This window comes from Caulobacter sp. GW821-FHT12D05 (genome assembly GCF_058807295.1).
In genome coordinates this window covers 818,081-840,921 of sequence record NZ_JBXAQO010000002.1, presented here as the reverse complement: position 1 = coordinate 840,921, position 22,841 = coordinate 818,081, and the positions used below count along the sequence as shown (strand labels likewise).

At 68.5% G+C, this 22,841-nt stretch carries 25 protein-coding genes; 13 read left to right on the top strand and 12 right to left on the bottom strand.

The window, feature by feature from the left end; translation table 11 throughout:
* Nucleotides 1-20: 20 nt before the first annotated feature.
* The 3 genes from AC1RRR_RS11275 to AC1RRR_RS11265 all read right to left on the bottom strand — a co-directional run bounded on the left by AC1RRR_RS11275 (nt 21) and on the right by AC1RRR_RS11265 (nt 4,334).
* Nucleotides 21-1,034 carry a nucleotidyltransferase family protein gene (locus AC1RRR_RS11275; RefSeq protein WP_492813069.1) on the bottom strand — a complete coding sequence of 338 codons (1,014 nt, stop codon included), beginning with the start codon at nt 1,032-1,034 and terminating at the stop codon, nt 21-23.
* A gap of 70 nt (nt 1,035-1,104) precedes the next feature.
* On the bottom strand, nt 1,105-2,643 hold the full coding sequence (locus AC1RRR_RS11270) for an acyl-CoA synthetase (protein ID WP_492813068.1): 1,539 nt from the start codon (nt 2,641-2,643) through the stop codon (nt 1,105-1,107).
* 23 nt (nt 2,644-2,666) lie between these two features.
* Nucleotides 2,667-4,334 carry a GMC family oxidoreductase gene (locus AC1RRR_RS11265; RefSeq protein ID WP_492813066.1) on the bottom strand — a complete coding sequence of 556 codons (1,668 nt, stop codon included), beginning with the start codon at nt 4,332-4,334 and terminating at the stop codon, nt 2,667-2,669.
* A 167-nt stretch (nt 4,335-4,501) separates the two neighbouring features.
* On the opposite strand from AC1RRR_RS11265, the gene AC1RRR_RS11260 reads away from it, so the two are divergent.
* The 8 genes from AC1RRR_RS11260 (at nt 4,502) to AC1RRR_RS11225 (ending at nt 10,486) form a co-directional block, all read left to right on the top strand.
* Nucleotides 4,502-5,836, top strand: coding sequence for a cytochrome P450 (locus AC1RRR_RS11260; protein ID WP_492813064.1), 1,335 nt, complete (start codon nt 4,502-4,504; stop codon nt 5,834-5,836).
* A gap of 59 nt (nt 5,837-5,895) precedes the next feature.
* Nucleotides 5,896-6,780 (top strand): crotonase/enoyl-CoA hydratase family protein, encoded by an 885-nt coding sequence (locus AC1RRR_RS11255; RefSeq protein WP_492813062.1) that lies wholly within the window; start codon nt 5,896-5,898, stop codon nt 6,778-6,780.
* A 56-nt stretch (nt 6,781-6,836) separates the two neighbouring features.
* Nucleotides 6,837-8,060 carry a DUF2336 domain-containing protein gene (locus tag AC1RRR_RS11250; RefSeq protein WP_454717522.1) on the top strand — a complete coding sequence of 408 codons (1,224 nt, stop codon included), beginning with the start codon at nt 6,837-6,839 and terminating at the stop codon, nt 8,058-8,060.
* A gap of 307 nt (nt 8,061-8,367) precedes the next feature.
* Nucleotides 8,368-8,787: a Ros/MucR family transcriptional regulator gene (locus tag AC1RRR_RS11245; RefSeq protein ID WP_454761142.1), complete on the top strand. Its 420-nt coding sequence runs from the start codon at nt 8,368-8,370 to the stop codon at nt 8,785-8,787.
* A 197-nt stretch (nt 8,788-8,984) separates the two neighbouring features.
* A complete protein-coding gene (gene mopJ, locus AC1RRR_RS11240; RefSeq protein WP_492813551.1) occupies nt 8,985-9,482 on the top strand; it encodes a motility/cell cycle regulatory protein MopJ in 498 nt (165 codons plus the stop codon).
* Nucleotides 9,483-9,576: 94 nt separating this feature from the next.
* Nucleotides 9,577-9,951 carry a hypothetical protein gene (locus tag AC1RRR_RS11235; RefSeq protein ID WP_492813060.1) on the top strand — a complete coding sequence of 125 codons (375 nt, stop codon included), beginning with the start codon at nt 9,577-9,579 and terminating at the stop codon, nt 9,949-9,951.
* The gene (locus AC1RRR_RS11230) at nt 9,948-10,214 is read left to right on the top strand and encodes a DUF5985 family protein (RefSeq protein ID WP_492813059.1); all 267 of its coding nucleotides are present in this window, start codon (nt 9,948-9,950) and stop codon (nt 10,212-10,214) included. The genes AC1RRR_RS11235 and AC1RRR_RS11230 overlap by 4 nt, the downstream gene beginning before the upstream one ends.
* Nucleotides 10,211-10,486, top strand: coding sequence for a DUF5985 family protein (locus AC1RRR_RS11225; RefSeq protein WP_492813057.1), 276 nt, complete (start codon nt 10,211-10,213; stop codon nt 10,484-10,486). Before AC1RRR_RS11230 ends, AC1RRR_RS11225 begins: the two co-directional genes overlap by 4 nt.
* Here the strand turns inward: AC1RRR_RS11225 and AC1RRR_RS11220 are convergent.
* The 3 genes from AC1RRR_RS11220 to AC1RRR_RS11210 are packed head-to-tail and all read right to left on the bottom strand — an operon-like array spanning nt 10,483 to nt 12,532.
* The gene (locus tag AC1RRR_RS11220; protein WP_492813055.1) at nt 10,483-11,394 is read right to left on the bottom strand and encodes a ribokinase; all 912 of its coding nucleotides are present in this window, start codon (nt 11,392-11,394) and stop codon (nt 10,483-10,485) included. The genes AC1RRR_RS11225 and AC1RRR_RS11220 overlap by 4 nt on opposite strands.
* A gap of 23 nt (nt 11,395-11,417) precedes the next feature.
* Nucleotides 11,418-12,218 carry a flagellar type III secretion system pore protein FliP gene (gene fliP, locus AC1RRR_RS11215; RefSeq protein ID WP_492813053.1) on the bottom strand — a complete coding sequence of 267 codons (801 nt, stop codon included), beginning with the start codon at nt 12,216-12,218 and terminating at the stop codon, nt 11,418-11,420.
* Nucleotides 12,218-12,532, bottom strand: coding sequence for a FliO/MopB family protein (locus AC1RRR_RS11210; protein ID WP_492813051.1), 315 nt, complete (start codon nt 12,530-12,532; stop codon nt 12,218-12,220). Before AC1RRR_RS11210 ends, fliP begins: the two co-directional genes overlap by 1 nt.
* 109 nt (nt 12,533-12,641) lie before the next feature.
* Here AC1RRR_RS11210 and flgB point away from each other — a divergent pair, with 109 nt between their 5' ends.
* Genes flgB through fliE form a run of 3 tightly spaced genes read left to right on the top strand, consistent with a single transcriptional unit; the run spans nt 12,642 to nt 13,841 of the window.
* Nucleotides 12,642-13,085: a flagellar basal body rod protein FlgB gene (gene flgB / locus AC1RRR_RS11205; RefSeq protein ID WP_492813549.1), complete on the top strand. Its 444-nt coding sequence runs from the start codon at nt 12,642-12,644 to the stop codon at nt 13,083-13,085.
* 11 nt (nt 13,086-13,096) lie between these two features.
* On the top strand, nt 13,097-13,516 hold the full coding sequence (gene flgC / locus AC1RRR_RS11200) for a flagellar basal body rod protein FlgC (protein WP_492813049.1): 420 nt from the start codon (nt 13,097-13,099) through the stop codon (nt 13,514-13,516).
* 10 nt (nt 13,517-13,526) lie between these two features.
* Entirely contained in the window at nt 13,527-13,841 is a 315-nt protein-coding gene (gene fliE, locus AC1RRR_RS11195) for a flagellar hook-basal body complex protein FliE (protein ID WP_454717512.1), read from the top strand.
* Here fliE and AC1RRR_RS11190 read toward each other — a convergent pair.
* Nucleotides 13,838-14,866, bottom strand: coding sequence for an SAM-dependent methyltransferase (locus AC1RRR_RS11190; protein ID WP_492813046.1), 1,029 nt, complete (start codon nt 14,864-14,866; stop codon nt 13,838-13,840). The two genes, fliE and AC1RRR_RS11190, sit on opposite strands and share 4 nt — an antisense overlap.
* 168 nt (nt 14,867-15,034) lie before the next feature.
* Entirely contained in the window at nt 15,035-15,193 is a 159-nt protein-coding gene (locus tag AC1RRR_RS11185; RefSeq protein ID WP_454717509.1) for a hypothetical protein, read from the bottom strand.
* Between the two features lie 149 nt (nt 15,194-15,342).
* On the opposite strand from AC1RRR_RS11185, the gene AC1RRR_RS11180 reads away from it, so the two are divergent.
* Nucleotides 15,343-16,104: an ATP-binding cassette domain-containing protein gene (locus AC1RRR_RS11180; RefSeq protein WP_492813044.1), complete on the top strand. Its 762-nt coding sequence runs from the start codon at nt 15,343-15,345 to the stop codon at nt 16,102-16,104.
* Nucleotides 16,097-17,632, top strand: a complete 1,536-nt coding sequence (locus AC1RRR_RS11175; protein WP_492813043.1) for a glycine betaine ABC transporter substrate-binding protein — start codon at nt 16,097-16,099, stop codon at nt 17,630-17,632. Before AC1RRR_RS11180 ends, AC1RRR_RS11175 begins: the two co-directional genes overlap by 8 nt.
* On the opposite strand, the gene hutU is transcribed toward AC1RRR_RS11175, so the two are convergent.
* The 4 genes from hutU to hutI are packed head-to-tail and all read right to left on the bottom strand — an operon-like array spanning nt 17,629 to nt 22,830.
* Nucleotides 17,629-19,293, bottom strand: a complete 1,665-nt coding sequence (hutU, locus tag AC1RRR_RS11170; protein WP_492813041.1) for a urocanate hydratase — start codon at nt 19,291-19,293, stop codon at nt 17,629-17,631. The two genes, AC1RRR_RS11175 and hutU, sit on opposite strands and share 4 nt — an antisense overlap.
* On the bottom strand, nt 19,290-20,102 hold the full coding sequence (gene hutG / locus AC1RRR_RS11165; protein WP_492813039.1) for an N-formylglutamate deformylase: 813 nt from the start codon (nt 20,100-20,102) through the stop codon (nt 19,290-19,292). The genes hutU and hutG overlap by 4 nt, the downstream gene beginning before the upstream one ends.
* Nucleotides 20,099-21,640 (bottom strand): histidine ammonia-lyase, encoded by a 1,542-nt coding sequence (gene hutH, locus AC1RRR_RS11160; RefSeq protein WP_492813037.1) that lies wholly within the window; start codon nt 21,638-21,640, stop codon nt 20,099-20,101. The genes hutG and hutH overlap by 4 nt, the downstream gene beginning before the upstream one ends.
* Nucleotides 21,625-22,830: an imidazolonepropionase gene (gene hutI, locus AC1RRR_RS11155; protein WP_492813035.1), complete on the bottom strand. Its 1,206-nt coding sequence runs from the start codon at nt 22,828-22,830 to the stop codon at nt 21,625-21,627. Before hutI ends, hutH begins: the two co-directional genes overlap by 16 nt.
* Nucleotides 22,831-22,841 lie beyond the last annotated feature (11 nt).

The window sequence follows — 22,841 nt, the reverse complement described above, 5'->3', positions numbered from 1 at the left end:
GGCAGATAGGCGTCTGGAGCTCAGCTTTCCAGCACGGCGCGGGCGTCGGCGGGCAAGAGGCTGACCGCCTGATCGAGCAGTTCGCGCCACGCCTCGCCGCGATCGCGGGCCTCGGCATAGGCGTCGCGCAGGGCGAAGGGGTCGTCGTGGGCGAGGGCGTGGATCAGGGCCTGGGCCTGTTCCAAGTCCTTCCGCCGCTTCGGGTTCGCCTGGCTGCGTTTGCGCGAGATGATCAGCTTGTGGACCGCGTAGCGAGCGGGCGTGGGCACACGCACCAGCACGCCGTCGCCGTGCAGCACGGCGGCCTCAACGGTTTCGCGCAGCAGGAAGTCCATGAAGCGCAGCGGCGTGGCGTCGGTATTCAGGGCGTCCAGCCGCGAGGTCTCTTCGTCGCCGGCGTGGCGGCTGGTGGTCAACACATCGACGGCATAGCCGTCGGGTGTGCGGTAGGCGGCGCTCTTGCTCGGATCCAGCTTGGGAACGGGGGTGAAGGTCGGTTCGGCCGCGCGCAGCACGTCGAGAAAGGGCCGATCGAGACCATCGTCGATCGTCACCGAGATCCCGTAGTCCTGAGCGATGTCGAGGTCGCCGGTTCGCACCGCTTGTGAGGGCAGGAGGAAGCCCAGGGCGGCGCCATAGGTCTGGAAGGCTACCGTGCCGACCACGGCCGCACGCAGCCGAAACACGCCGGCCTGGGCGAGGGCGGTCAGGATGCGGCCCGTCCGCTCATCGGGCGCATGCAGCCCGGCGGCGCGCAGGGAGCGGACCAGCAGACGACGGCTTTCAGCCGCGCTCTTCACCGACTTGGCGCGTTCGATGGTGGCGAGAAGGTCTGGTGTCTCGAGGCCCAGATAGCGCTCGGGGCGTTCGCCCTGCGTCTGCCGTGAGCGGACGTACCAGTAGAAGCGGCCCTTGCGTTCGCGGCGTAGGAAACTGGCGCCCTCGCCAAACTCGGCGATTCCCGCCGCGCGGAGCTGGTCCAACAGCTCGGCGACGTTCGTATGGATCGCCAGGGGAAGGCGTTGCAGGGTCACGAGATCACCGTTGCCACCACTTTCTGCATAGTGGTGGCAACTGACTTAAAAATCAATCGATAGAGGGCGCCTAGACGATCCGGCTCTCGCCCTTGCCCCAGTACGCGTCCCGGATCAGCCGCTTGTAGAGCTTGCCCGTCGGGTGCCTCGGCAGCTCGGCCATGAAGTCGATCCGCCGGGGCGACTTCACGTGGCTGAGGTTGGCGCGGGCGAAGGCCATCAGTTCGACGGCCAGGGCGTCGCGGTCCTCGGCCTGGTCCATCGGCTGGATGACCGCCACGACCTTCTCGCCCATCTCCTCGCAGGGTGCGCCGACCACGGCGGCGTCGGCGACCTTGGGGTGGGTGATCAGCAGGTTCTCGATCTCCTGCGGATAGATGTTCACCCCGCCCGAGATGATCATGAAGCTCTTGCGGTCGGTCAGGTAGAGGTAGCCCTCCTCGTCCGCCCAACCGACATCGCCCAGGGTGGTCCAGCCGTGCTTGTTGTAGCTCTCGGCGGTCTTGTCGGGGGCGTTGTGGTAGTTCACCGCCGGGCCGTTGGCGAAATAGACCGCGCCCTCGGTGCGCGGCGGGACGGGGTCTCCGGCGTCGTCGCAGATGCGCAGCTCGCCCAGCACCGCCTGGCCGACGCTGCCCTTGTGGGCCAGCCAGTTCTCGGAATTGATCCAGCAGAAGCCGTTGCCCTCGGTGCCAGCGTAGTACTCGTAGATCACCGGGCCCCACCAGGCGATCATCTGCTCCTTGACCGGTACGGGGCAGGGGGCGGCGGCGTGGACCGCCGACTTCATGCTCGAGACGTCGTATTTCGCGCGGACCTCCTCGGGCAGCTTCAGCATCCGCACGAAATGGGTCGGGACGAACTGGCCGCAATTGACCTTGTGCTGCTCGATCAGGGCCAGGGCGGCCTCGGGCTCGAACTTTTCCATCACGATCACCGTGCCGCCCAGCTTGTGGACGGTCATGCACCAGCGCAGCGGGGCGGCGTGGTAGAGCGGGGCGGGTGAGATGTAGACGCTGTCGCCGCTGAAGCCGAACAGGCCCTGGGCCATCATCTGCAAGGCGTTGGGCGCGTCGATCGGGCCGCCGTTCAGGGCCGGCTTCACGCCCTTGGGGCGGCCGGTGGTGCCCGACGAATAGAGCATGTCCGAGCCGGCGGTCTCGTCGGCGATCGGCGTGGTCGGCTCGGGTGCGCGGGCCTCCTCGAAGTCGGCATAGGCGCCCTGGGCGCCGCCGACCGCGAACAGGGTCAGGTCCGGGACCAGGCGGGCCACCTCGTCGATCAGCGGCCCCATGGCGACGGAGGTGACGAATACCTTCGCCCCGCAGTCTTTCAGGATGTACTCGACCTCCGCTGCCGTGAGTTTGGTCGAGACGCAGACGAAGTACAGCCCCGCCCGCTGCGCCGCCCAGGCGACCTCGAAGAAGCGGGCGTTGTTCTCCATCAGGATGGCGATGACGTCGCCTTGGGCCAAGCCCAGAGACCGGAAAAGGTGCGCCCCCTGGTTCGAGCGCGCGTCCAGTTGGGCGTAGGTCACGACCTCGCCCGAACCGGCCATGATGTAGGCCGGCTTGTCGCCTTGGGATTGGGCGTGGAGGTAGGGGTGCATCTCGATACCTCTGCGTCTGGGGCTTAGGCGGGGACGGGCGCGCGGGCGGCTTCGCGGATCATGTCGCTGGCCTTCTCGGCGATCATGATGGTGGGGGCGTTGGTGTTGCCCGAGACCAGGCGCGGCATGACCGAGGCGTCGACGACCCGCAGGCCCTTGACCCCGCGCACACGCAGCTGCGGGTCGACCACGGCCATCGGCCCGTGGCCCATCTGGCAGGTGCCGACCGGGTGGTAGATCGTCGAGCCGCTCATCCGCGCATAGCCCAGCAGTTGCTCGTCGGTGGCGAACTCGCCGCCCGGATTGATCTCGCTGTCGACATAGGGCGACAGGGCCGGGGCCTGGCCGATCTTGCGGGCCCACTTCAGGCCGGCGACGGCGACCTCCTGGTCCAGCGGATCGGCCAGATAGTTGGCGAAGATGGTCGGATAGACGCTCGGATCGGCCGACTTGATACGGATGTGGCCACGGCTTTCGGGGCGCAGCTGGCAGGGGGCGATGGTCAGGCCGGGAGCGTCCTCCAGCTCCATCTTCTGCTCGTTGACCAGCTTATCCAGGTCCATGGTCGCGGGCAGGATGTGGAACTGGATGTCGGGGCCGGAGAGATCCGGGCGCGACTTGCAGAACGCCGCGATATGCGCCGCCGACAAGGTTAGCAGGCCCTTGCGCTGGAACAGATACCGCAGGGCTTCGCCGGCCAGGCGGCCGCCCTTGGACTGTTCATTGACCGAGACGACGCCGGCCTTCAGCCGATAGCGCACGCTCATGACGTAGTGGTCCTGCAGGTTCTCGCCGACGCCGGGCAGGTCGTGCACCACGTGGACGCCATTGCGGATCAGGAGCTCGGCGGGACCCACGCCCGACAACTGCAACAGCTGCGGCGAGTTGATTGCGCCGCCCGCCAGGATCACCTCGCCGCGCGCCTTGGCAACGCGCTTGACGCCGTTCTGGGTGAACTCGACGCCGACGGCGCGCTTGCCCTCGAACAGCACCTTGCCGGCCAGGGCGTTGGTCTCGACCTGGAGGTTCGGACGGTTCATCGCCGGATGCAGATAGGCCACCGCCGCCGAGCAGCGTTGGCCGTTCTTGACCGTCAGCTGGTAGTAGGTCGCGCCTTCCTGAGACGAGCCGTTGACGTCGTCGTTGCGCGGGATGCCGGCCTGCTCGCAGGCCTCGATCACCGCGTCCGAGACCGGGTGCTTGGTGGTGACATCCGAGACGTTCAGCGGGCCGCCCGTGGCGTGCCAGTCGCAGCCGCCGCGCTCCTGGTGCTCGGCGCGGCGGAAGTAGGGGGCGACGTCGTCCCAGCCCCATCCCTCGCAGCCCAGCTGCCGCCAGCCGTCATAGTCGGCGTGCTGGCCGCGGACGTAGAGCAGACCGTTGATCGAGGACGAGCCGCCCAGCACCTTGCCGCGCGGCCAGACGTGGGTGCGGCCGCCCGTGCCGGGGTCGGGCTCGGTGGTGTAGAGCCAGTTGACCTTGGGATCCTTCAAGGTCGAGGAGTAGCCGACCGGGATGTGGATCATCAGGTTCGAAGCGAACTGGCCAAGGTTCTTGGTGGGGCGATCATCGCCTCCGGCCTCCAGCAGCACGACCTTGAACTTGCCGCCCTCGGACAGCCTGGCCGCCAGCACGCAGCCGGCCGAGCCCGCGCCCACGATGACGTAGTCGGCCTCGATGATCCCGGTCATCGTTTCTCTCCCTTCGGCCTCCGCGTGTGACCCGCGTGATCGCCGTTCAGTTTGGAGCATGCGCGCACCTTTCCCGATCGCGCAAGTTGCCGTCGCGGCGCCGTTCCTCCGTCGCGTTTCCGGGTTATCGTCGGCTCAACGAACAGTGGTCTTGGGAGAGCCGCGCGATGGACCTGATCAGCCAGACGGTGGTGGACGGCATTGCCGGCCCCGGTGCGCCCCCGACCTATCCGACGCTGAGCGGCGTCGACCTCGCCGACATCTTCCGCTTCACCAGCGGCCAGCCCTGGGCCGACTTCGCGCGGATGCGGAAAGAGGCGCCGGTCATGTGGCACGGCGAGCCGTTCAACGGTCCCGGCTTCTGGGCGCTGACCAAGTACGAAGACGTCCAGCGCGTGAACGGCGACCCGGCGACCTTCTCGTCCCAGCGCGGCGGCATCTTGATGTCGATGGGCCCGCCGGACAAACGTCACGCCCTGCTGTTCCGGGCGTCGATGGACACCATGATCAATCTCGACGCGCCGCATCACCTGCAGCTGCGTCGCGAGCACATGCCGTACTTCACGCCGGCCTATCTGCGTGGCCTGACCGAGCGGGTGCGGGCCGAGGTGACCCGGCTGCTCGACGCGATGGAGCCGCTGCTGGCGGACGGCGCCGAGATCGACATGGTCGAGCACTTCTCCTCGATCCTGCCGCTGTTCACCCTGTGCGAGATCCTGGGCGTGCCGCCCGAGGACCGGCAGAAGTTCCTCGGCTGGATGCACTACCTCGAGCGCGCCCAGGACCTAGCCGTCCAGAACGCCGCCGCCCCGATCGCCCCGACCCTGGAGCTGATGCAGTTCGTCCAGGACTTCAACAACGGCGTCGAGGAGATGTTCGAGTACGGCCGCCGGATGCTGCTGAAGCGTCGCGAGGACCCGAAGGAGGACCTGATGACCGCGATAGCGCGCGCTCAAGTGGACGGGGCGCTCCTAGCGGATGAATACCTCGACGGCTCGTGGCTGCTGATCGTGTTCGCCGGCAACGACACCACCCGCAACACCCTGTCAGGCGCGATGAAGCTGCTGACCGAGTTCCCGGATCAGAAGCAGAAGCTGATCGACGATCCCTCGCTGCTGGGCGGTGCGGTGGACGAATTCATCCGCATGGTCAGCCCGGTGATCTATATGCGCCGCACGGCTACGGCCGATGTCGAGGTCGACGGCCAGCTGATCCGCGAGGGCGAGAAGGTCGTCATGTACTACGGCGCGGCCAACCGCGATCCGGAGATGTTCCCCGATCCCGACACGCTGGACGTCACCCGCGCCAACGCCGGCAAGCACATCGCCTTCGGCTACGGCCCCCACACCTGCATCGGCAAGCGCGTGGCGCAGATCCAGCTGGAGGAGGCCTACCGCCAGGTCCTGGCGCGGTTCCCGGATCTGAAGTGGACGGGGAGCATCGAGATCGCGCCGAACAACTTCGTGCACGCGATCAGCAAGCTGGGTGTGAAGCGCGGGTAAGGCGGTTGCGGCATATTCATACGCGTGTTTGACTGCCTGCAAATCACGAGGAAGCCCCCATGTCGCAGCCCACCTTCGAGACCATCCTGTACGACGTCGAGGACGGCATCGCGACGATCACCCTGAACCGTCCGGAGCGGATGAATGCCTTCACCGCCCGGATGATGAAGGACATGATCGAGGTGTTCGACATCACCGACGCCGATGACACGGTGAAGGCCGTGATCATCACTGGCGCGGGCCGGGCGTTCTGCGCCGGGGCCGACCTGGGTGGCGGCGGCGGCACCTTCGATCGCAGCTCGCCCCAGGCCGTCGAGCGCGAGGAGGGCAAGGTCGGCGACGTCTATCGTGACGGCGGCGGCCGCGTGACCTTGCGGATGTACGACAGCCTCAAACCCATCATCGGCGCGATCAACGGCGCGGCGGTCGGGGTGGGCGTGACCATGCAGCTGCCGATGGACATCCGCCTGGCCTCGACCGAGGCCAAGTTCGGCTTCGTCTTCGCCCGTCGGGGCATCAATCCCGAGGCGGCTTCGTCCTGGTTCCTGCCGCGGCTGGTCGGCCTGCAGACGGCGCTGGAGTGGTGCTACACCGGCCGGGTGTTCCCGGCGTCCGAGGCGCTGGAGAAGGGTCTCGTACGCTCGCTGCACGCCCCGGACGACCTGCTGCCCGCCGCCCGCGCCCTGGCTCGCGAGATCGCCGACAACACCGCGCCGGTCTCGGTGGCCCTGACCCGCCAGCTGCTGTGGCGCATGGCTGGCGCGGACCATCCGATGGAAGCCCACAAGGCCGACAGCCGGGCCATCCAGTCGCGCGGCGCGTCCGGCGACGCCAAGGAGGGCGTGACCTCGTTCCTGGAGAAGCGCAATCCCGTCTATCCGAACAAGGTCTCGACCGACGTGCCGGACATCTGGCCGGAGTGGGAAGAGCCGGAATTCCGGTGAACTTGTCGCGGGCGCCGCTCACGGCTCGTTAAGCACGATCTGCTCTTGTCGATCGGATGAATGACGCCGCGCGGACATCGCCGTTCGAAGAGCCGGAGGCCCCCAAGGCCGCGCCGCGCTCGCGTTCGGCCCTGCTCAAGCGCCTGGCCGACGTGGTGTGCCTGCCGACCAGCCGGATCAACGCCTTCGAGCGCTCGATGACCGCCGACCTGCTGGTCGAGATGCTGCGCGACGCCAATGTCACCGAGCGTGAGAAGGTCGCCCGCCGCCTGGCCATGCTGACCGAGATGCCGGGCGTGCTGGCGCGCCTGCTGTTGCGTGACGAGCTGCCCGTGGCCCGCGCCCTGCTGGTCGAGGCCGAGAAGCTGTCGGACGCCGACCTGATCGCCTGCCTCTACCAGTCGACCACCGATCACCGACGGCTGATCGCCCAGCGGCGCGGCGTCAGCGAAGTGGTCGCCGACGCCCTGATCGACATGGGCGAGCCGCCGGTCATCGAGACGCTGTTGCGCAACGAACTGGTCAAGTTCAGCCACCAGGGCGTCGAGAACATCGTCGCCGCCACGCGCGACAACCAATACCTGATCCCGCTGCTGCTGCGTCGGGCCGAGCTGCGCCCCAGCCACGCCTACGTGATGTTCTGGTGGGCTGACGCCGAGGCGCGCAAGACCATCCTCCAGCGCTTCGCCGTGTCGCGCGAGATCCTGCAGGACGCCGTCGGCGACGTCTTCGCCCTGGCCTCGGCCGAGGGCTGGCAGGACCCGCTGTCGCGCAAGGCGCTGCAGTTCATCGAGCGCCGCCAGCGCAACCGCGCGGCCATCGCCAAGAGCCCCTATGGCAGCCTGGACGAGGCGGTCGCCGCCGGCGAGGCCGGCATCACCCGCGAGATCGCCGAGGAGATTTCGTACCTGTCGGGCCTCAAGCCGATGACCGGCGCCAAGATCTTCACCGATCCGGGCGGCGAGCCCCTGGCCATCCTGTGCAAGGCCACCGGCCTGCCGCGCAACAACGTGCGTCTGTTGTGGCGCGGCTTACGGCGTCAGGACGTTGACCGCAGCGGCGCCATCGACCACGCGCTGGAACGCGTCCTGACCGTCTACGACATGGTCGCCGTCGACCGCGCTCAGACCGTGCTGCGTTACTGGAACTGGTCGCTGACCTCGGCCCTGACCCCGGCTCTGCTGAAGGCCATCCGCGAGGGCGACGAGGCCGCCGTCGACGAATACTCGGCCCCGCAGCGCGCCGCGATGCTAGCGCTGTCTCGGGATTTCGGCCGTTAGAGCCCGAGAGGGGCTCTAACTCCCAATATTTGGAGCGCGCTTTGCGGGCGAAACCGCGCACACTTTCGCCCAGCGCGCTCTAAATCCGGAATATCGTTGGTTTTTCGGGGCGGCTACTTGTGGCCGCTCAGGAACTCAACCTCACTTACTTGCCACCTGGCTGGTTGAGTCGGTTGGGCGAACACTGAATTATTACGGACAATCTCTTACAAACCCCGTATTGCCCGCCGCTTGCAACTTTTGTATGCAGCCCTCGACTGGTTAGTGAATCAGTCGTGTAAAAAGATTGGCTTACGGGCGAGGCCTTATGGAAGATCAATCCGACCTGATCGAGATGACGGCGGGCATCGTCTCCGCCTATGTCGGCAACAACGTGGTTTCGACCGCCGACCTGCCAGCTCTGATCAAGCAAGTTCATGCCGCGCTGGCCAATGTCGGTGCTCCGGCGGCCGAGCCGGCGCCGGCTCCCAAGGAGCCCGCGGTTCCGGTCAAGAAGTCGATCACGCCCGACTTCCTCGTGTGCCTGGAAGACGGTCGCAAGTTCAAGTCGCTGAAGCGCCACCTGCGCACCAAGTACGACATGACCCCCGAGGACTACCGCGCCAAGTGGAACCTGCCCAAGGATTACCCGATGGTGGCTCCGAACTACGCCGAGGCGCGTTCGAACCTGGCCAAGCAGATGGGCCTGGGCCAAGGCGGCCGTAAGCCGGCGCGCAAGGCGAAATAGTCGAGTCGGAACAAAAGCTTGGCCTTTAGCGGCCTTGCCAGACCCCAGCGCCCGCCGTCCGAACCCGGACGGCGGGCGTTGTCTTTGGCGGTTGACTCAATATGGGAATCTTGTCGCGCGACATGTTTTTCACTTGCCGCCGATTCGTTCCTTAAGCGATAGTGAATCGAAGTGATTCCAATAGCTTGTTAAGGACTCTGAAGATGTCCGCGCAATTGAGCGCATCCGCTACGGCGGCCCGCGCTCATCAGGAGATGTTCGCCTATTGGGCGTCCCTCCGCCGGGGGGCGAGCCTCCCTGCGCGCGTCGACCTGCATCCTTCGAGCATGAAGCGGCTGCTGCCGACGGTGTCGTTGATCGACGTCGTCAGGGGCGAGACTCGCGACTACCGCCTGCGTCTGGCCGGCACGGGCCTGTACGGCGTCTATGGCCGCGAGATCACCGGCCGCAAGCTGGACGACGTCTACAACACCGCCGCCGGCGACTACTGGCGCAAGGAGCTGGACAAGGTCGTCGACGAGCGCCGTCCGGGCGTCGGCGTCCACAGCCTGGCCTGGCGCGGCTCGCCGCACATGTCGATCCTGTGGCTGCGCCTGCCGCTGGCCACCAACGGCAAGGACGTCGACATGATCCTCGGCTACGACGCCGTGGTCGGCGCCGCCGCCGAAGGCATCTCGGGCATCCGGGCGGCCTAAGGCCACCCGTCCCAGAAATCCCTACAGCTCAGCTTGCCCCTCGGGCGAACCCCCTTAAGGTCCGCTGCTTCCAAGGGGCAGACTTCGAGACGGCGTGACTGGGGACCGGGACGTTCTGAGCTTCATCCGCGAACACATCCGGTCGGTGTGGGCGCTGGAGCTGTTGCTCAAGCTGAAGGCCGATCCCGAGCGGTGCTGGACGGCCGACGAGCTGGTCGAGTCCATGCGCGCCAGCCATGCCCTGGTCGACGGCAATCTGGACGCCCTGATGGGCGCCGGCCTGGTGGTTCCCGACGACGCCGGCTGTTTCCGTTATCGCCCGGCCGCGCCGGCCCTGGGCAAGCTGTGCGACGAACTGGAAGAGACCTATCGCGTTCGTCCCGTGACCGTGATCCGCTGGATCTCGGCGCCGGCCGAGCGGCTGCAGTCGCTGGCCGACGCCTTTAAATTCCGGGGAGGGGGCAAATGACGCCCGCGGTCGTCTACGGCCTGTGCCTGCTGGCCAGCCTGCTATGCGCGGGGCTGTTGTTTCGCGCCTGGGCCAAGGCTCGCACGCGCCTGCTGCTCTGGACCGCGGTGTCGTTCGGCTTCATGGCGCTGAACAACCTGCTGCTGGTCGTCGACCTCGTGCTGCTGCCCACCCAGGTGCAGCTGTGGTGGCCGCGCCAGATCGCTCTGGCGCTGGCGATCGGCGTGCTGATCTACGCCTTCATCTGGGAGGTCGACCAATGAGCGGCCAGGAGGGCCTGATCGCCGGGGGCTTGAGCGCCGGCTTCCTGGTGCTGGCGGCGTTCTTCCTGCGCTTCTGGGGGCGCACGCGCGATGGCCTGTTCCTGGCCTTCTCGGCGGCCTTCGCGCTGATGGCGGTGAACCAGGCGCTGCCGGTGGTGCTGCACATCCCGCAGGAGGACCGCGGCGGGATCTATCTGATCCGCCTGGCGGCCTTCGTGCTGATCATCGTGGCGGTGGTGGCCAAGAACCTGAAGCGCGACCCGGAGGGCTAGCCCTCCAGGAAAGCTTCCGCTTCGCGGCGCGAGGGCATCGACGGCGCGGCGCCGGCCTTCTGCACCGACAGGGCGGCCGCGCCATTGGCCAGCTCGACGGCTTCGCGCAGGTCCATGCCCGAGGCCAGGGCGGCGGCCAGGCTGCCGCAGAAGCAGTCGCCGGCCCCGACGGTGTCGACCGCCTTGACCTTCTTGCCCTCGACCAAGAAGGCCTCGTCCCGGCGCACGGCGGCGACGCCGGCCGAGCCCAGGGTGACGATGATCGTCTGGTCCGGGCGGCTCATCAGCTTGCGGGCGGCGACCGAGACGTCCTCCAGCCGGACCGGTTCGCGGTCCAGCTTGGCGTAGGTCGCCAGCTCGGTCTGGTTCAGGATCAGGATGTCGGTCAGCGGGAACAGCGCCGCGCCCTGGGGCAGGGCGGGGGCGGCGTTCAGCACGCGCAGCGCACCCTTGGCCGCGCCGGTGCGGAACAGGGTCTCGATGGCGGTCGCCGGGGTCTCCAGCTGGCACAGCAGCACGCGCTGGCCCTCCAGCGGGGTCGAGCCGACCTGCTGCGGGGTGACCAGGGCGTTGGCCCCGGCTGTGACGACGATCATGTTCTCGGCGTTGTTGGCCACCCAGACGTGGGCCTGGCCGGTCGGGACGCCGGAGAGTTCCATGACGTCGGCGACCTGCACGCCGTAGCCGGCCAGGCTGGCCTTGAGGCTCTTGCCAGAGTCGTCGCCGCCGACCGCGCCCATCAGGCGGGTGGCCGCGCCCATGCGGGCCGCCGCGACCGCCTGGTTGGCGCCCTTGCCGCCCAGGAACAGCTCCAGCGAGGTGCCGGCCACCGTCTCGCCCGGGCGAGGCAGGTCATCGACCCGCGCCACGGCGTCCAGGTTGATCGAGCCGAGAACGAAAACAGTCATGGTGCAGGTCTTCTAGAAGGTCGTTATCCGCCGCCGCCGCGCTGGAAGCTCTCGACGAGGCTGCCTGCGACGAGTCGCCAGCCGTCCACTAGCACGAAGAAGATCAATTTGAACGGCAGGCTGATCGCCGCCGGCGGAAGCATCATCATGCCCATGCTCATCAGCACGCTGGCCACCACCAGGTCGATGACCAGGAACGGGATGAACAGCAGGAAGCCGATCTCGAAGGCGCGCTTCAGTTCCGAGATCATGAAGGCCGGCGTCACCACCTGCATCGGCAGGTCCTGGGCGGCCTGGGTCTTAGGAGCCTTGGACAGGCGGACGAACAGGGCCAGGTCCTCGCGGTCGACCTGGCGCAGCATGAACTGCTTCACCGGCCCGCTGGCCTGGTCGAAGGCTTCCGGCAGTTCGATCTGGTGGTCCAGCAGCGGCTTGATGCCGGCGTCATAGGACTTCTCGAAGGTCGGGCCCATGACGATGGCGGTCAGGAACAGGGCCAAGCTGATAATCACCGGGTTGGGCGGACTCTGCTGGATGCCGATGGCGGTGCGCAGCAGGCCCAGCACCACCACGATCCGCACGAACGAGGTGGTCATGATCACGATCGACGGGGCCAGCGACAGCACTGTCATCAGGCCGACCAGCTGGACGACCCGGTCGGTCAGGCCCGCGCCCGAGCCCAGGTTGATGTTCACCGCCGACTGGGCGAGCGCCGCGGCCGGCATCACCGCGCAGGCGATGGCGGCCAGCACCGAGATGACCGCGGCGCGCCGCACGTCCTCGGCCTTGGCGCCCGTCACGGACTTGATCAGGTCGCGGATCATCAGACCACGGGCTCCGGGGCGGGGACGGTTTCGGCGGGCTTTGTCGGTTGCGGAGAAGGGATCCAGTCCAGCAGCTTGCCGTCGCCCAGCAGCACCATGCGCTCCTGGCCGTCCAGGCTGACGATGACCAGGCGGCGGGTGGGGTCCAGGGCCAGGCTCTCGACGATGCGCAGGCGGCGCTCCTGGCGCGCGGCGATCGCGCGGCCGATAGCGTCGGGCCCGTACTTGCGCAGCGCCCACGCGGCCAGGCCGATCAGGCCCAGGGTGACCGCCAGCGCCGCCAGGGCGCGAATGAATTCGACGATATCGAGCATGAGCCGCCCAAAAGCGAGACAACTTGGCGCAGGCAAATCGTGCCTACGACCCTGGTGTGCCTGAGGGTTCTTAATGCCGAATTAACCCTGTTTCTTCACCATGATCGCCATGGGTCCGGATGACATTCCCCTTTTCGGCATGCTCAAGAGCCGCCTCGGTTATCTGACCGAGCGCCAGAAGCTTGTCGCCCAGAACGTGGCCAACGCCGACACGCCGGGGTACCGCCCCAGCGACCTGAAGGCGTTCAGCTTCCAGGCCTCGCTGATGAACCAGAGCGCCGGCTCGGCCTATCGTGGCGGCCCGGTGGCGCCGACCAACGGCGTGGCCATGATGGCGACCTCGGCCTCGCACATGGCGCCGGCCAAGGCCCCCAGCGCCTGGCGCGAGACGGCCGGTCCGGACTCGGAAACGACCCTCGACGGCAACTCGGTCTCGCTGGAAGACCAGATGCTCAAGATGACCGACGCGCGCATGAACTACGACGCGGCGATCAGCTTCTACCAGAAGTCCATGAACATGCTGCGCCAGGCGGCGCGCAAGCCGAACGGCTAGGGGACTAAGCAATGCCCGAGATCAAATCCAACTCGCTGGCGACCATGGCCGTGGCCTCGTCGGCCCTGCGCGCCCAGCAGGGCCGCATGCGCGTCATCGCGGAAAACATCGCCAACGCCAACTCCACCGCGCGCACCGCCGGCGGCGACCCCTATCGTCGCCAGATCCCGGTGTTCAAGCCGACCCAGGTGCAGGGCGCCGAGGGCGTGCAGATGCTGCGCGTCGATCCCGACCAGTCGGACTTCAAGAGCGAATACGATCCCGGCAACCCGGCCGCCGACGCCAAGGGCTACGTCAAGACGCCCAACGTCAACACGCTGGTCGAGGCGCTGGACATGAAGGAGGCGCAGCGCGCCTACGAAGCCAACCTCAACGTCATCGAGACGGCGCGCTCCATGGAAGCGCGCACCCTCGACATCCTGAAGAAGTAGGGGTTAGGTCATGATCACCGCGCTCGCCGCCGCCAAGGCCTATGCTTCGCAAGGCGCCATGGGCGTCGGTTCGATCGGCTCGCTGGGCGGGACCGACAAGGCCAAGGGCATGGACTTCGGCGACATGCTGAAGTCGGCCATGGACGGCGCGACCAAGGCCTCCAAGGTCGCCGAACACAAGATCGCCGACCAGGTGGCCGGCAAGGCCGAACTGGTCGACGTGGTCACGGCCATCAGCTCGGCGGAAGCCAGCCTGGAAACCGTGATGGCCGTGCGGGATCAGGTGATCTCGGCGTATCAAGAAATCATGCGGATGCCGATCTAAGGGGCCGGCGCCAAGCGGTAGTGGCTGACGCCCCACTCGGCCCCGTCCCGATCGCCGAACAGGCCCGCGGTGGCCAGGAAGAAACGCCGCCAGCGACGCGCCCACAGACGGGCCTCGGCGCCGTAGACCTCGCGCATCAGGCCCATCACCTCGTCCTCGTGCCGATCGAAATTGGCCAGCCAGTCGTTGGCCGTCCGCGCATAGTGGGCGCCGCTCCAGCGCCAGTCGGCCTCCACCTCGAACAGGTCCGGATACTGGCGCATCAGGCCGTGGCTAGGCATCAGGCCGCCCGTGAAGAAGTGCTGGGCGATGAAGTCGGAGCGGTCCTCGACCTCGAACCGATAGGGCGCCGAGCGGTGGGCGAACACGTGGACAAAGGCGCGTCCCTCGGGCGTCAGCCAGCCGCGCATTCGCGTCAGCAGGGCGCGCCAGTTGGCCATGTGCTCGAACATCTCGACCGAGACGATGCGGTCGTAGGTCGACGGGGCCTGGAACGCGTTCATGTCGGCCGTGACGACCGTCAGGTTGCCCAGCCCCATCAGCTTGGCTTCTCGATCGATGAAGGCCTTCTGGCCGCTTGAATTCGACACGGCCGTGATCCGTGAACTGGGATAGGCGCAGGCCATCCACAACGACAGCGAGCCCCAGCCGCAGCCCAGCTCCAGCACCGACTGGCCGTCGGCCAGCCCGGCGTTCTGGCAGGTGCGAACCAGGGCGGCGTCCTCGGCCTCGGCCAGGGTGCTGTCGGGCGTCTCGTAGTAGCCGCTCGAATATTTCAGCCGCGGACCCAGGACGCGCTCGAAGAAGCGCGGCGGCAGTTCGTAGTGCTGGGTGTTGGCCGCCGCGACGTGCTCGGCCACGGGGCGCTGGGCCATCATCTCCGCGAACCGCACCTCGGCGTCGGTGGGCGTCGTGGCCAGCTGTCGGCGGGCGTTGGCCACCAGGGCGGCGATCGCCGGTCGGGCGACGAAGTCGGGAAAAGGCGCGTCCTGCAGGCGGTTTATCGATGCGGTCAGAAGGCTCATGCGGAACGTCCCGTGGTGGCTTCCTGTACAGGTACGCCAGCACGCGGGCGGTGGATGGAGGTCGCAAAAAGAAAGGCCGCGCCTCGGGGGAGGACGCGGCCCAGTTCGCTTCAGGGGGAGAAAGAAAACGCTACGCTTACAGAACTGAGCGCTCAGATACGCGGGCGCCTACAAATGCAGGAAGGTCTTGGCGACCGCGAACAGGCCGCCCCAGACGATCGCGTTCAGCACCGAGGCCAGCAGCACCGCGAAGCCCAGGGGCCATTGGCGGGGCGCGCGGCGGGCGGGGCGCGGATCGAACGTACGGGCTTGCGTGGCGACGGTCATGAAGACGCTCCTTGAACCTGTCCCTCATGGTCGAGATTGACTCGGCCTGTGCGAACCTGACGACCTGTCGCGCGCCGCCTTGTCGCACCCTTCATTCGAGTCAACGCTCGGAGGCGGCGAAAGGTTGATTCTCCCCGCCCGGAGCCCCCATGAGCGCCATCGTCCTCGACCAGGTCAGCAAAACGTACGGCGGCCAGACGGTGCTGCATGAAACCTCGCTCGAGATCGCCAAGGGCCGCTTCGTCGCCCTGGTCGGCGGCTCGGGCGCGGGCAAGACCACGCTGCTGAAGCTGATGAACGGCCTGTCGACGCCCAGCGCCGGGCGGGTGCTGATCGACGGCGAGGACATCGCCAGGCGGCCGGGGCCGGAGCTGCGGCGGGGGATCGGCTACGTCTTCCAGGAGATCGGCCTCTTTCCGCACATGACCGTGGCCCAGAACATCGGCGTGACGCCGGACTTGCTGGGCTGGTCGGCCGACGAGATTGCCGCGCGGGTCGACGAACTGCTCGACCTGGTGGCCCTGCCGCGCGCGGTCGCCGGCCGCGCGCCGTCGCAGCTGTCGGGCGGCCAGCGCCAGCGGGTGGGCGTGGCGCGGGCCCTGGCGGCGCGGCCCTCGATCCTCTTGATGGACGAGCCGTTCGGGGCGCTGGATCCGGTGACGCGCGTCGCCCTGGCCGACGATGTCCGAGCGCTGCACGACCAACTGGGTCTGACCACCGTGATGGTCACCCACGACGTCGGCGAGGCCCTGCTGCTGGCCGACGAGGTGGTGGTGATGGCCGACGGCTGGGCGTTGGCCTATGCGCCGCCTCGGGAGCTGCTGGCGGGGCATCCCGACCCCGTGGTCGCCGACCTGATCGCCTCGCCCAAGAAGCAGGCCGAGCGCCTGGCGGAGCTGGCCCGTGGCTGATCGGCTTTCCTCTGCACTCGCGGTCTTGCCCGAACGCCTGGGCTGGCACGTGACCCTGTCGGCCTCGGCGCTCGCGCTGGGTCTGGCCATCGCCTTGCCGCTGGGCATCGCCGCCGCGCGCAACCCACGTCTGAAGTGGATCGCCCTGGGCGGCGCCGGTCTTGTCCAGACCATTCCGAGCCTGGCCTTGCTGGCGCTGTTCTATCCGGTGCTGCTGCTGCTCTCGGGCCTGGCCGTGAAGGTGCTGGGTCACGGCTTCCCGGCGCTGGGTTTTCTGCCGTCGTTGCTGGCCCTCACCCTCTATTCGATGCTGCCGATCCTGCGGAACGCGGCGGCGGGCGTCTCCGGGATCGATCCCGCCGTGGTCGAGGCCGCGCGGGGCGTGGGCATGACCGACCGCCAGCGGCTGTGGCGCGTCGAGCTGCCGTTGGCCGCGCCGGTGATCATGGCCGGCGTGCGCACCGCCGCCGTCTGGACGATCGGGGCGGCGACCCTCTCGACCCCCGTCGGCCAGACCTCGCTGGGCGACTACATCTTCTCCGGCTTGCAGACCGAGGACTGGGTGGCGGTGCTGGTCGGCTGCGCGGCTTCGGCGGGCCTGGCGCTGATCGTCGACGGTCTGCTGGGGCTGATCGAGGGCGGCGTAGCGCGGCGGGACGGCAAGCGGCTTTGGGCCGGCGGCGTGGGCCTGGCGATCGGCCTCCTGGCGGCGTTGGGGCCGCTGGTGGTCCCGCACGACAAGCCCGCCTACGTCATCGGGGCCAAGAACTTCTCCGAGCAGTACATCCTGGCCGAGCTGATGGCCGGCAAGCTGGAGGGGCAGGGCGCCAGCGTCCAGCGCCGCGTGAACCTGGGCTCGGCGGTCGCCTACCGCGCCCTCGCGAGCGGCGAGATCGACGCCTATGTCGACTATTCCGGCACCCTGTGGGCCAACGTCCTGAACCGCACGGACAATCCTGGTCGGCAGGCGGTGCTGGAGGGTCTGCGCACCGAACTGAAGGCCCGCGACGGCGTGGTGCTGCTGGGCTCGCTAGGCTTCGAAAACGCCTATGCCCTGGCCATGCGCCGCGACCGCGCGGAGCAGCTGGGCGTGAAGACCCTCGCCGATCTCGCGACCAAGGCCCCGCAGCTGACCATCGGCGGCGACCTGGAGTTCTTCTCGCGGCCGGAATGGGCGGCGGTGGTGAAGGCCTATGGTCTGGAGTTCAAGTCCAAGCGCCAGTTCCAGCCGACCTTCATGTACCGGGCGCTGGAGAGCCGCGAGGCAGACGTGATCTCGGCGTTCTCGTCGGACGGGCGGATCGCGGCGGACGACCTGGTGCTGCTGGGCGATCCCAAGGGGGCTCTGCCGCCCTACGACGCGGTGATCCTGGTCTCGCCGAAGCGGGCAGGGGATCGGCGGCTGCTCGACGCCCTGACGCCGCTCTCCGGCAGCATCGACGTCAAGGCGATGCAGGCGGCCAACTACGCGGTCGATCGCGACACCGGCAAGAAGAGCCCCGCCGAGGCGGCGGGGCTGCTGCGCTAGAGGATCCCCGGCAGGTCCAGGCCCTTCTCGCGCGCGCAGTCGAGGGCGATGTCGTAGCCGGCGTCGGCGTGGCGCATGACGCCGCTGGCCGGGTCGTTCCACAGCACCCGCGCGATGCGCTTGGCGGCGGCCTCGGTGCCGTCGCAGACGATCACCATCCCCGCATGCTGCGAGAAGCCCATGCCGACCCCGCCGCCGTGGTGCAGCGACACCCAGGTCGCGCCCGAGGCGGTGTTGAGCAGGGCGTTCAGCAGCGGCCAGTCCGACACCGCGTCCGAGCCGTCCTGCATCGCCTCGGTCTCCCGGTTGGGCGAGGCGACCGAGCCGCTATCGAGGTGGTCGCGGCCGATGACGATCGGGGCCTTCAGCTCGCCACTGGCGACCATCGCGTTGAAGGCCAGGCCCAGGCGGTGACGGTCGCCCAGACCCACCCAGCAGATGCGCGCCGGCAGGCCTTGGAACTTGATCTTCCGGCCGGCCATGTCGAGCCAGTTGTGCAGGTGCGGATTGTCCGGGATCAGCTCCTTCACCTTGGCGTCGGTCTTGGCGATGTCCTCGGGGTCTCCCGACAGCGCCGCCCAGCGGAACGGACCGATGCCCCGGCAGAACAGCGGGCGGATATAGGCCGGCACGAAGCCTGGGAAATCGAAGGCGTTGGCGACGCCTTCCTCCAGCGCCATCTGGCGGATGTTGTTGCCGTAGTCGACGGTCGGGACGCCGGCGGCCTGGAAGTCCAGCATGGCCTGGACGTGGACGGCCATCGCGGCGCGTGCGGCCTTGTCGACCGAGGCAGGGTCACGCTCCTTGGCGTCGGCCCACTGGTCCAGACTCCAGCCGGCCGGCAGGTAGCCGTTGATCGGGTCGTGGGCGCTGGTCTGGTCGGTCAGCAGGTCGGGGCGGACGCCGCGCTTGTAGAGGTCCGGCAGCAGCTCGGCGGCGTTGCCCAACAGGCCGACCGAGATCGGGGTCTTGGCGGCGTTGGCTTCCTCGATCCAGGCCAGGGCCTCGTCGACGCTGTCGGTGGACTTGTCGAGATAGCCGGTGCGCAGGCGCATCTCGATCCGCGAGGGCTGGCACTCGATGGCCAGGCACGAGGCCCCGGCCATCACCGCGGCCAGCGGCTGGGCCCCGCCCATGCCGCCCAGGCCCGCGGTCAGCAGCCATTTGCCCGACAGGTCGCCGGCATAGTGCTGGCGGCCCATCTCGACGAAGGTCTCGTAGGTGCCCTGCACGATGCCCTGGGCGCCGATATAGATCCACGAGCCGGCGGTCATCTGGCCGTACATGGCCAGGCCCTTCTTATCGAGCTCGTTGAAGTGCTCCCAGTTGGCCCAGCGGGGCACCAGGTTGGAGTTGGCGATCAACACGCGCGGGGCGTCGGCATGGGTGCGGAAGACACCGACCGGCTTGCCGGACTGGACCAACAGCGTCTGGTCGTCCTCGAGCCGGCGCAGGGTCTCGACGATCTTGTCGAAGCTCTCCCAGTCGCGGGCCGCGCGGCCGATGCCGCCATAGACCACCAGCTCCTCCGGACGCTCGGCGACGTCGGGGTGCAGGTTGTTCATCAACATCCGCAGCGGGGCTTCGGTCAGCCACGACTTGGCGGAGAGCTCGGTCCCGGTGGCGGGGCGGATGACGCGGGTGTTGTCGCGGCGGGTCATTGGGCTCTCGCGAACTGGAGGCAGGCGGAAAGGACGTCTTCGAGCACTGCACGCAGCGGCTCGGCGCGGTCGGCGTGGAAGGGCGTGGGCCAGGTGTCTTCGGTCGGAGCTTCGGCCGGGTCGTCCATGTAGCCCCGGCAGGCCAGCTCCATCTGGATGGCGTGGACGCCCGTGCTTGGCTGGCCATAGTGGCGTGTGGTCCAGCCGCCCTTGAAGCGGCCGTTGGTGACGCGCGAACGGCCCGAGGCGTCGCAGGCGGCCTCGACGGCGGCGGTCAGGGCGGCGTTGCAGGATGCGCCGCTGTTGGTGCCGAGATTGAACTGCGGCAGCTCGCCGTCGAACAGGCGCGGCACCCGCGAGCGGATCGAGTGGGCCTCGTACAGCACCACGGTCGGATGCAGGCCGCGCAGGCGGTCGATCTCCTCGCGCAGGGCGGCGTGGTAGGGCTCGAAATAGGTCGTCCGCCGGCGCTCAATCTCGGCCGCGTCAGGATCGCCATCACGATACAGCGGCTCGCCGTCGAAGGTGGTGGTCGGGCACAGCTCCGTCGTCGCCTGGCCCGGATAGAGCGAGGCGCCCGACGGATCGCGATTGACGTCGATGACGGTGCGCGAGATCGCCGTCCGCACGATCGTCGCGCCCATCCCCTCGGCGAAGGCGTAGAGCCGGTCGACCCACCAGTCGGCGTCCTTGCGGGCCAGCCAGGGGGAGACGAGGCCGGCCTCGATCTCGGCCGGGATTTCGGTCCCCGAGTGGGGCAGGCTGACGATCAGCGGGGCGTCGCCGCGTGTGACCTGGAGCCAGCTCACGCCGTGATTCCCGGCAGCTCACCGGCCGCTTCGATCACCGCGCCCGAGCGGACCAGGGCGTTGGCGGCCTCCATGTCCGGGTGGAAGTGGCGGTCGTCATCCAGGTGCGGGACCTCGGCGCGGGTCAGCTTGCGCACCGCCTCAAGCGCCGCGCTCGACCGCAGCGGCGCGTGGAAATCACACCCCTGCGCGGCCGCCAAGAGTTCGATGCCCAGCACCGCCATGGCGTTCTCGACCATGCCCAAGAGGCGCCGCGCGCCGTGGGCGGCCATCGACACGTGGTCTTCCTGGTTGGCCGAGGTCGGGATCGAGTCGACGCTGGCCGGATAGGCCTTCTGCTTGTTTTCCGAGACCAGGGCGGCGGCCGTGACCTGCGGGATCATGAAGCCCGAGTTCAGGCCCGGCTTCGGCGTCAGGAAGGCTGGCAGGCCCGACAGCGCGGGGTCGACCAGCATGGCGATGCGGCGCTCGGCGATCGAGCCGATCTCGCAGACCGCCAGGGCGATCATGTCGGCGGCGAAGGCCACCGGCTCGGCGTGGAAATTGCCGCCCGACAGCGCCTCGTCGGCTTCCGGGAAGATGAGGGGGTTGTCCGAGACGCCATTGGCCTCGGTGGCCAGGGTGCTCGCCGCCTGGCGCAGCACGTCCAGCGCCGCGCCCATCACCTGCGGCTGGCAACGCAGGCAATAGGGATCCTGGACGCGCTCGTCCTCCTTCAGGTGCGAGGCGCGGATCTCGGAGGTCGCCATCAGGCCGCGCAAAGCAGCGGCGGTCTCGATCTGGCCGGCGTGGCGGCGCAGGGCGTGGATGCGGGGATCGAACGGGGTGTCCGAGCCCTTGGCGGCTTCGGTCGAGAGTGCGCCGGTGACCAGAGCCGACTGGAACAGGCGCTCGGCGTCGAACAGGCCCGCCAGGGCGTTGGCGGTCGAGAACTGGGTGCCGTTGAGCAGGGCCAGGCCCTCCTTGGGACCCAAGGTCAGGGGCTCCAGACCGGCCTTCTTCAGCGCCTTGGCGGCCGGCTTGCGCTCGCCGTCGACGAAGATCTCGCCGACCCCGATCATGGTCGCGGCCATGTGCGACAGCGGCGCCAGGTCGCCCGAAGCGCCGACCGAGCCCTGGCACGGGATCACCGGGATCAGGTCCTGGCGCAGCATCTCCTCCAGCATCCGCACGGTCTCGACCCGCACGCCCGAGGCGCCTTGCGCCAGGCTGGCCAGCTTCAGGGCCATCATCAGGCGGATCACCGGCACGGGCGAAGGCTCGCCGACGCCGGCCGCATGCGACAGGACGATGTTGCGCTGCAGGGTCTCGAGGTCGGCGTCGCCGATGCGGACGCTGGCCAGTTTCCCGAAGCCCGTATTGATGCCGTAGACCGGCTCGCCCTTGGCCAGGATGCGTTCGACGGCCGCTGCGCTTTCGGCGATCACCGGCCAGGCGTCCTCGGCCAGGGTCGCCGTCGCGCCGCGATAGATCGCCTTCCAGTCGGCCAGCGCCACGTCGCCGGGGTTCAGAACAAGCTTGGTCACTGGCCTCTCCACACGCGCGCATGGAGCGGGTTGAAGCCCATGCGATAGACAAGTTCGGCGGGACGCTCGACGTCCCAGATGGCGAGATCGCAGGCCTTGCCGGCCTCCAGCGTCCCGCAGGTGTGCAGCAGCCCCAGCGCTCGCGCGGCCTCGCGCGTCACGCCGGCCAGGCACTCCTCGACGGTCATCCGGAAGAGCGTGGCGGCCATGTTCATGACCAGCAGCGGCGAGGTCAGGGGCGAGGTGCCGGGGTTGCAGTCGGTGGCCAGGGCCATCGGCACGCCCGCTGCGCGCAGGGCCGCGATCGGCGGCGCCTTGTGCTCGCGGGTGAAGTAGTAGGCGCCGGGCAGCAGGGTCGCGACCGTGCCCGAGGTGGCCATGGCGGCGATGCCGGCTTCGTCGAGGTGTTCCAGGTGATCGGCCGACAGGGCGTCGAACTCGGCGGCCAGGGCGGCGCCCTGCAGGTTCGACAGCTGCTCGGCGTGCAGCTTCACCGGCAGGCCGTGGCTGCGCGCGGCCTCGAACACCCGGCGGATCTGGTCGGGCGAGAAGCCGATGCCCTCGCAGAAGCCGTCGACCGCATCGGCCAGGCCACGGGCGGCGATGGCGGGGATCATCTTCTCGCAGACGAGCGTGACGTAGCCGTCCTGGTCGTCGCGATATTCCGGCGGCAGGGCGTGGGCGCCCAGGAAGGTGGTGTTGATCCCGACGCGGCGGATTTCGGCGAGCGTCCGGGCGGCGCGCAGGCTCTTGATCTCGTCGTCCAGCGACAGGCCGTAGCCGGACTTGATCTCGACCGTGGTGACGCCCTCGGCGATCAGGGCGTCCAGGCGGGGCAGGGCGGTCTGGACCAGCTCGTCCTCGGACGCCGCGCGGGTGGCGCGCATGGTCGAGACGATGCCGCCGCCGGCCCGGGCGATTTCCTCGTAGGAGGCGCCGGCCAGGCGCAGCTCGAACTCGTGGGCGCGGTCGCCGGCGAAGACCAGGTGGGTGTGCGGATCGACTAGGCCGGGGGTGATCCAGCGGCTTTCGCAGTCGATCGTCTGGTCGGCTTCGAAGGCAGGCGCGTCATCGGCCGAACCAGCATAGACGATGCGACCGTCGCGGGCGGCGATCACGCCGTCCTCGACGATTCCGAGGCCCGGCCGCGTGGGGTCGAGGGTGGCCAGACGGCAAGTTATCCACAGGGTGTCGCAACGCATCCGGTCCGTCT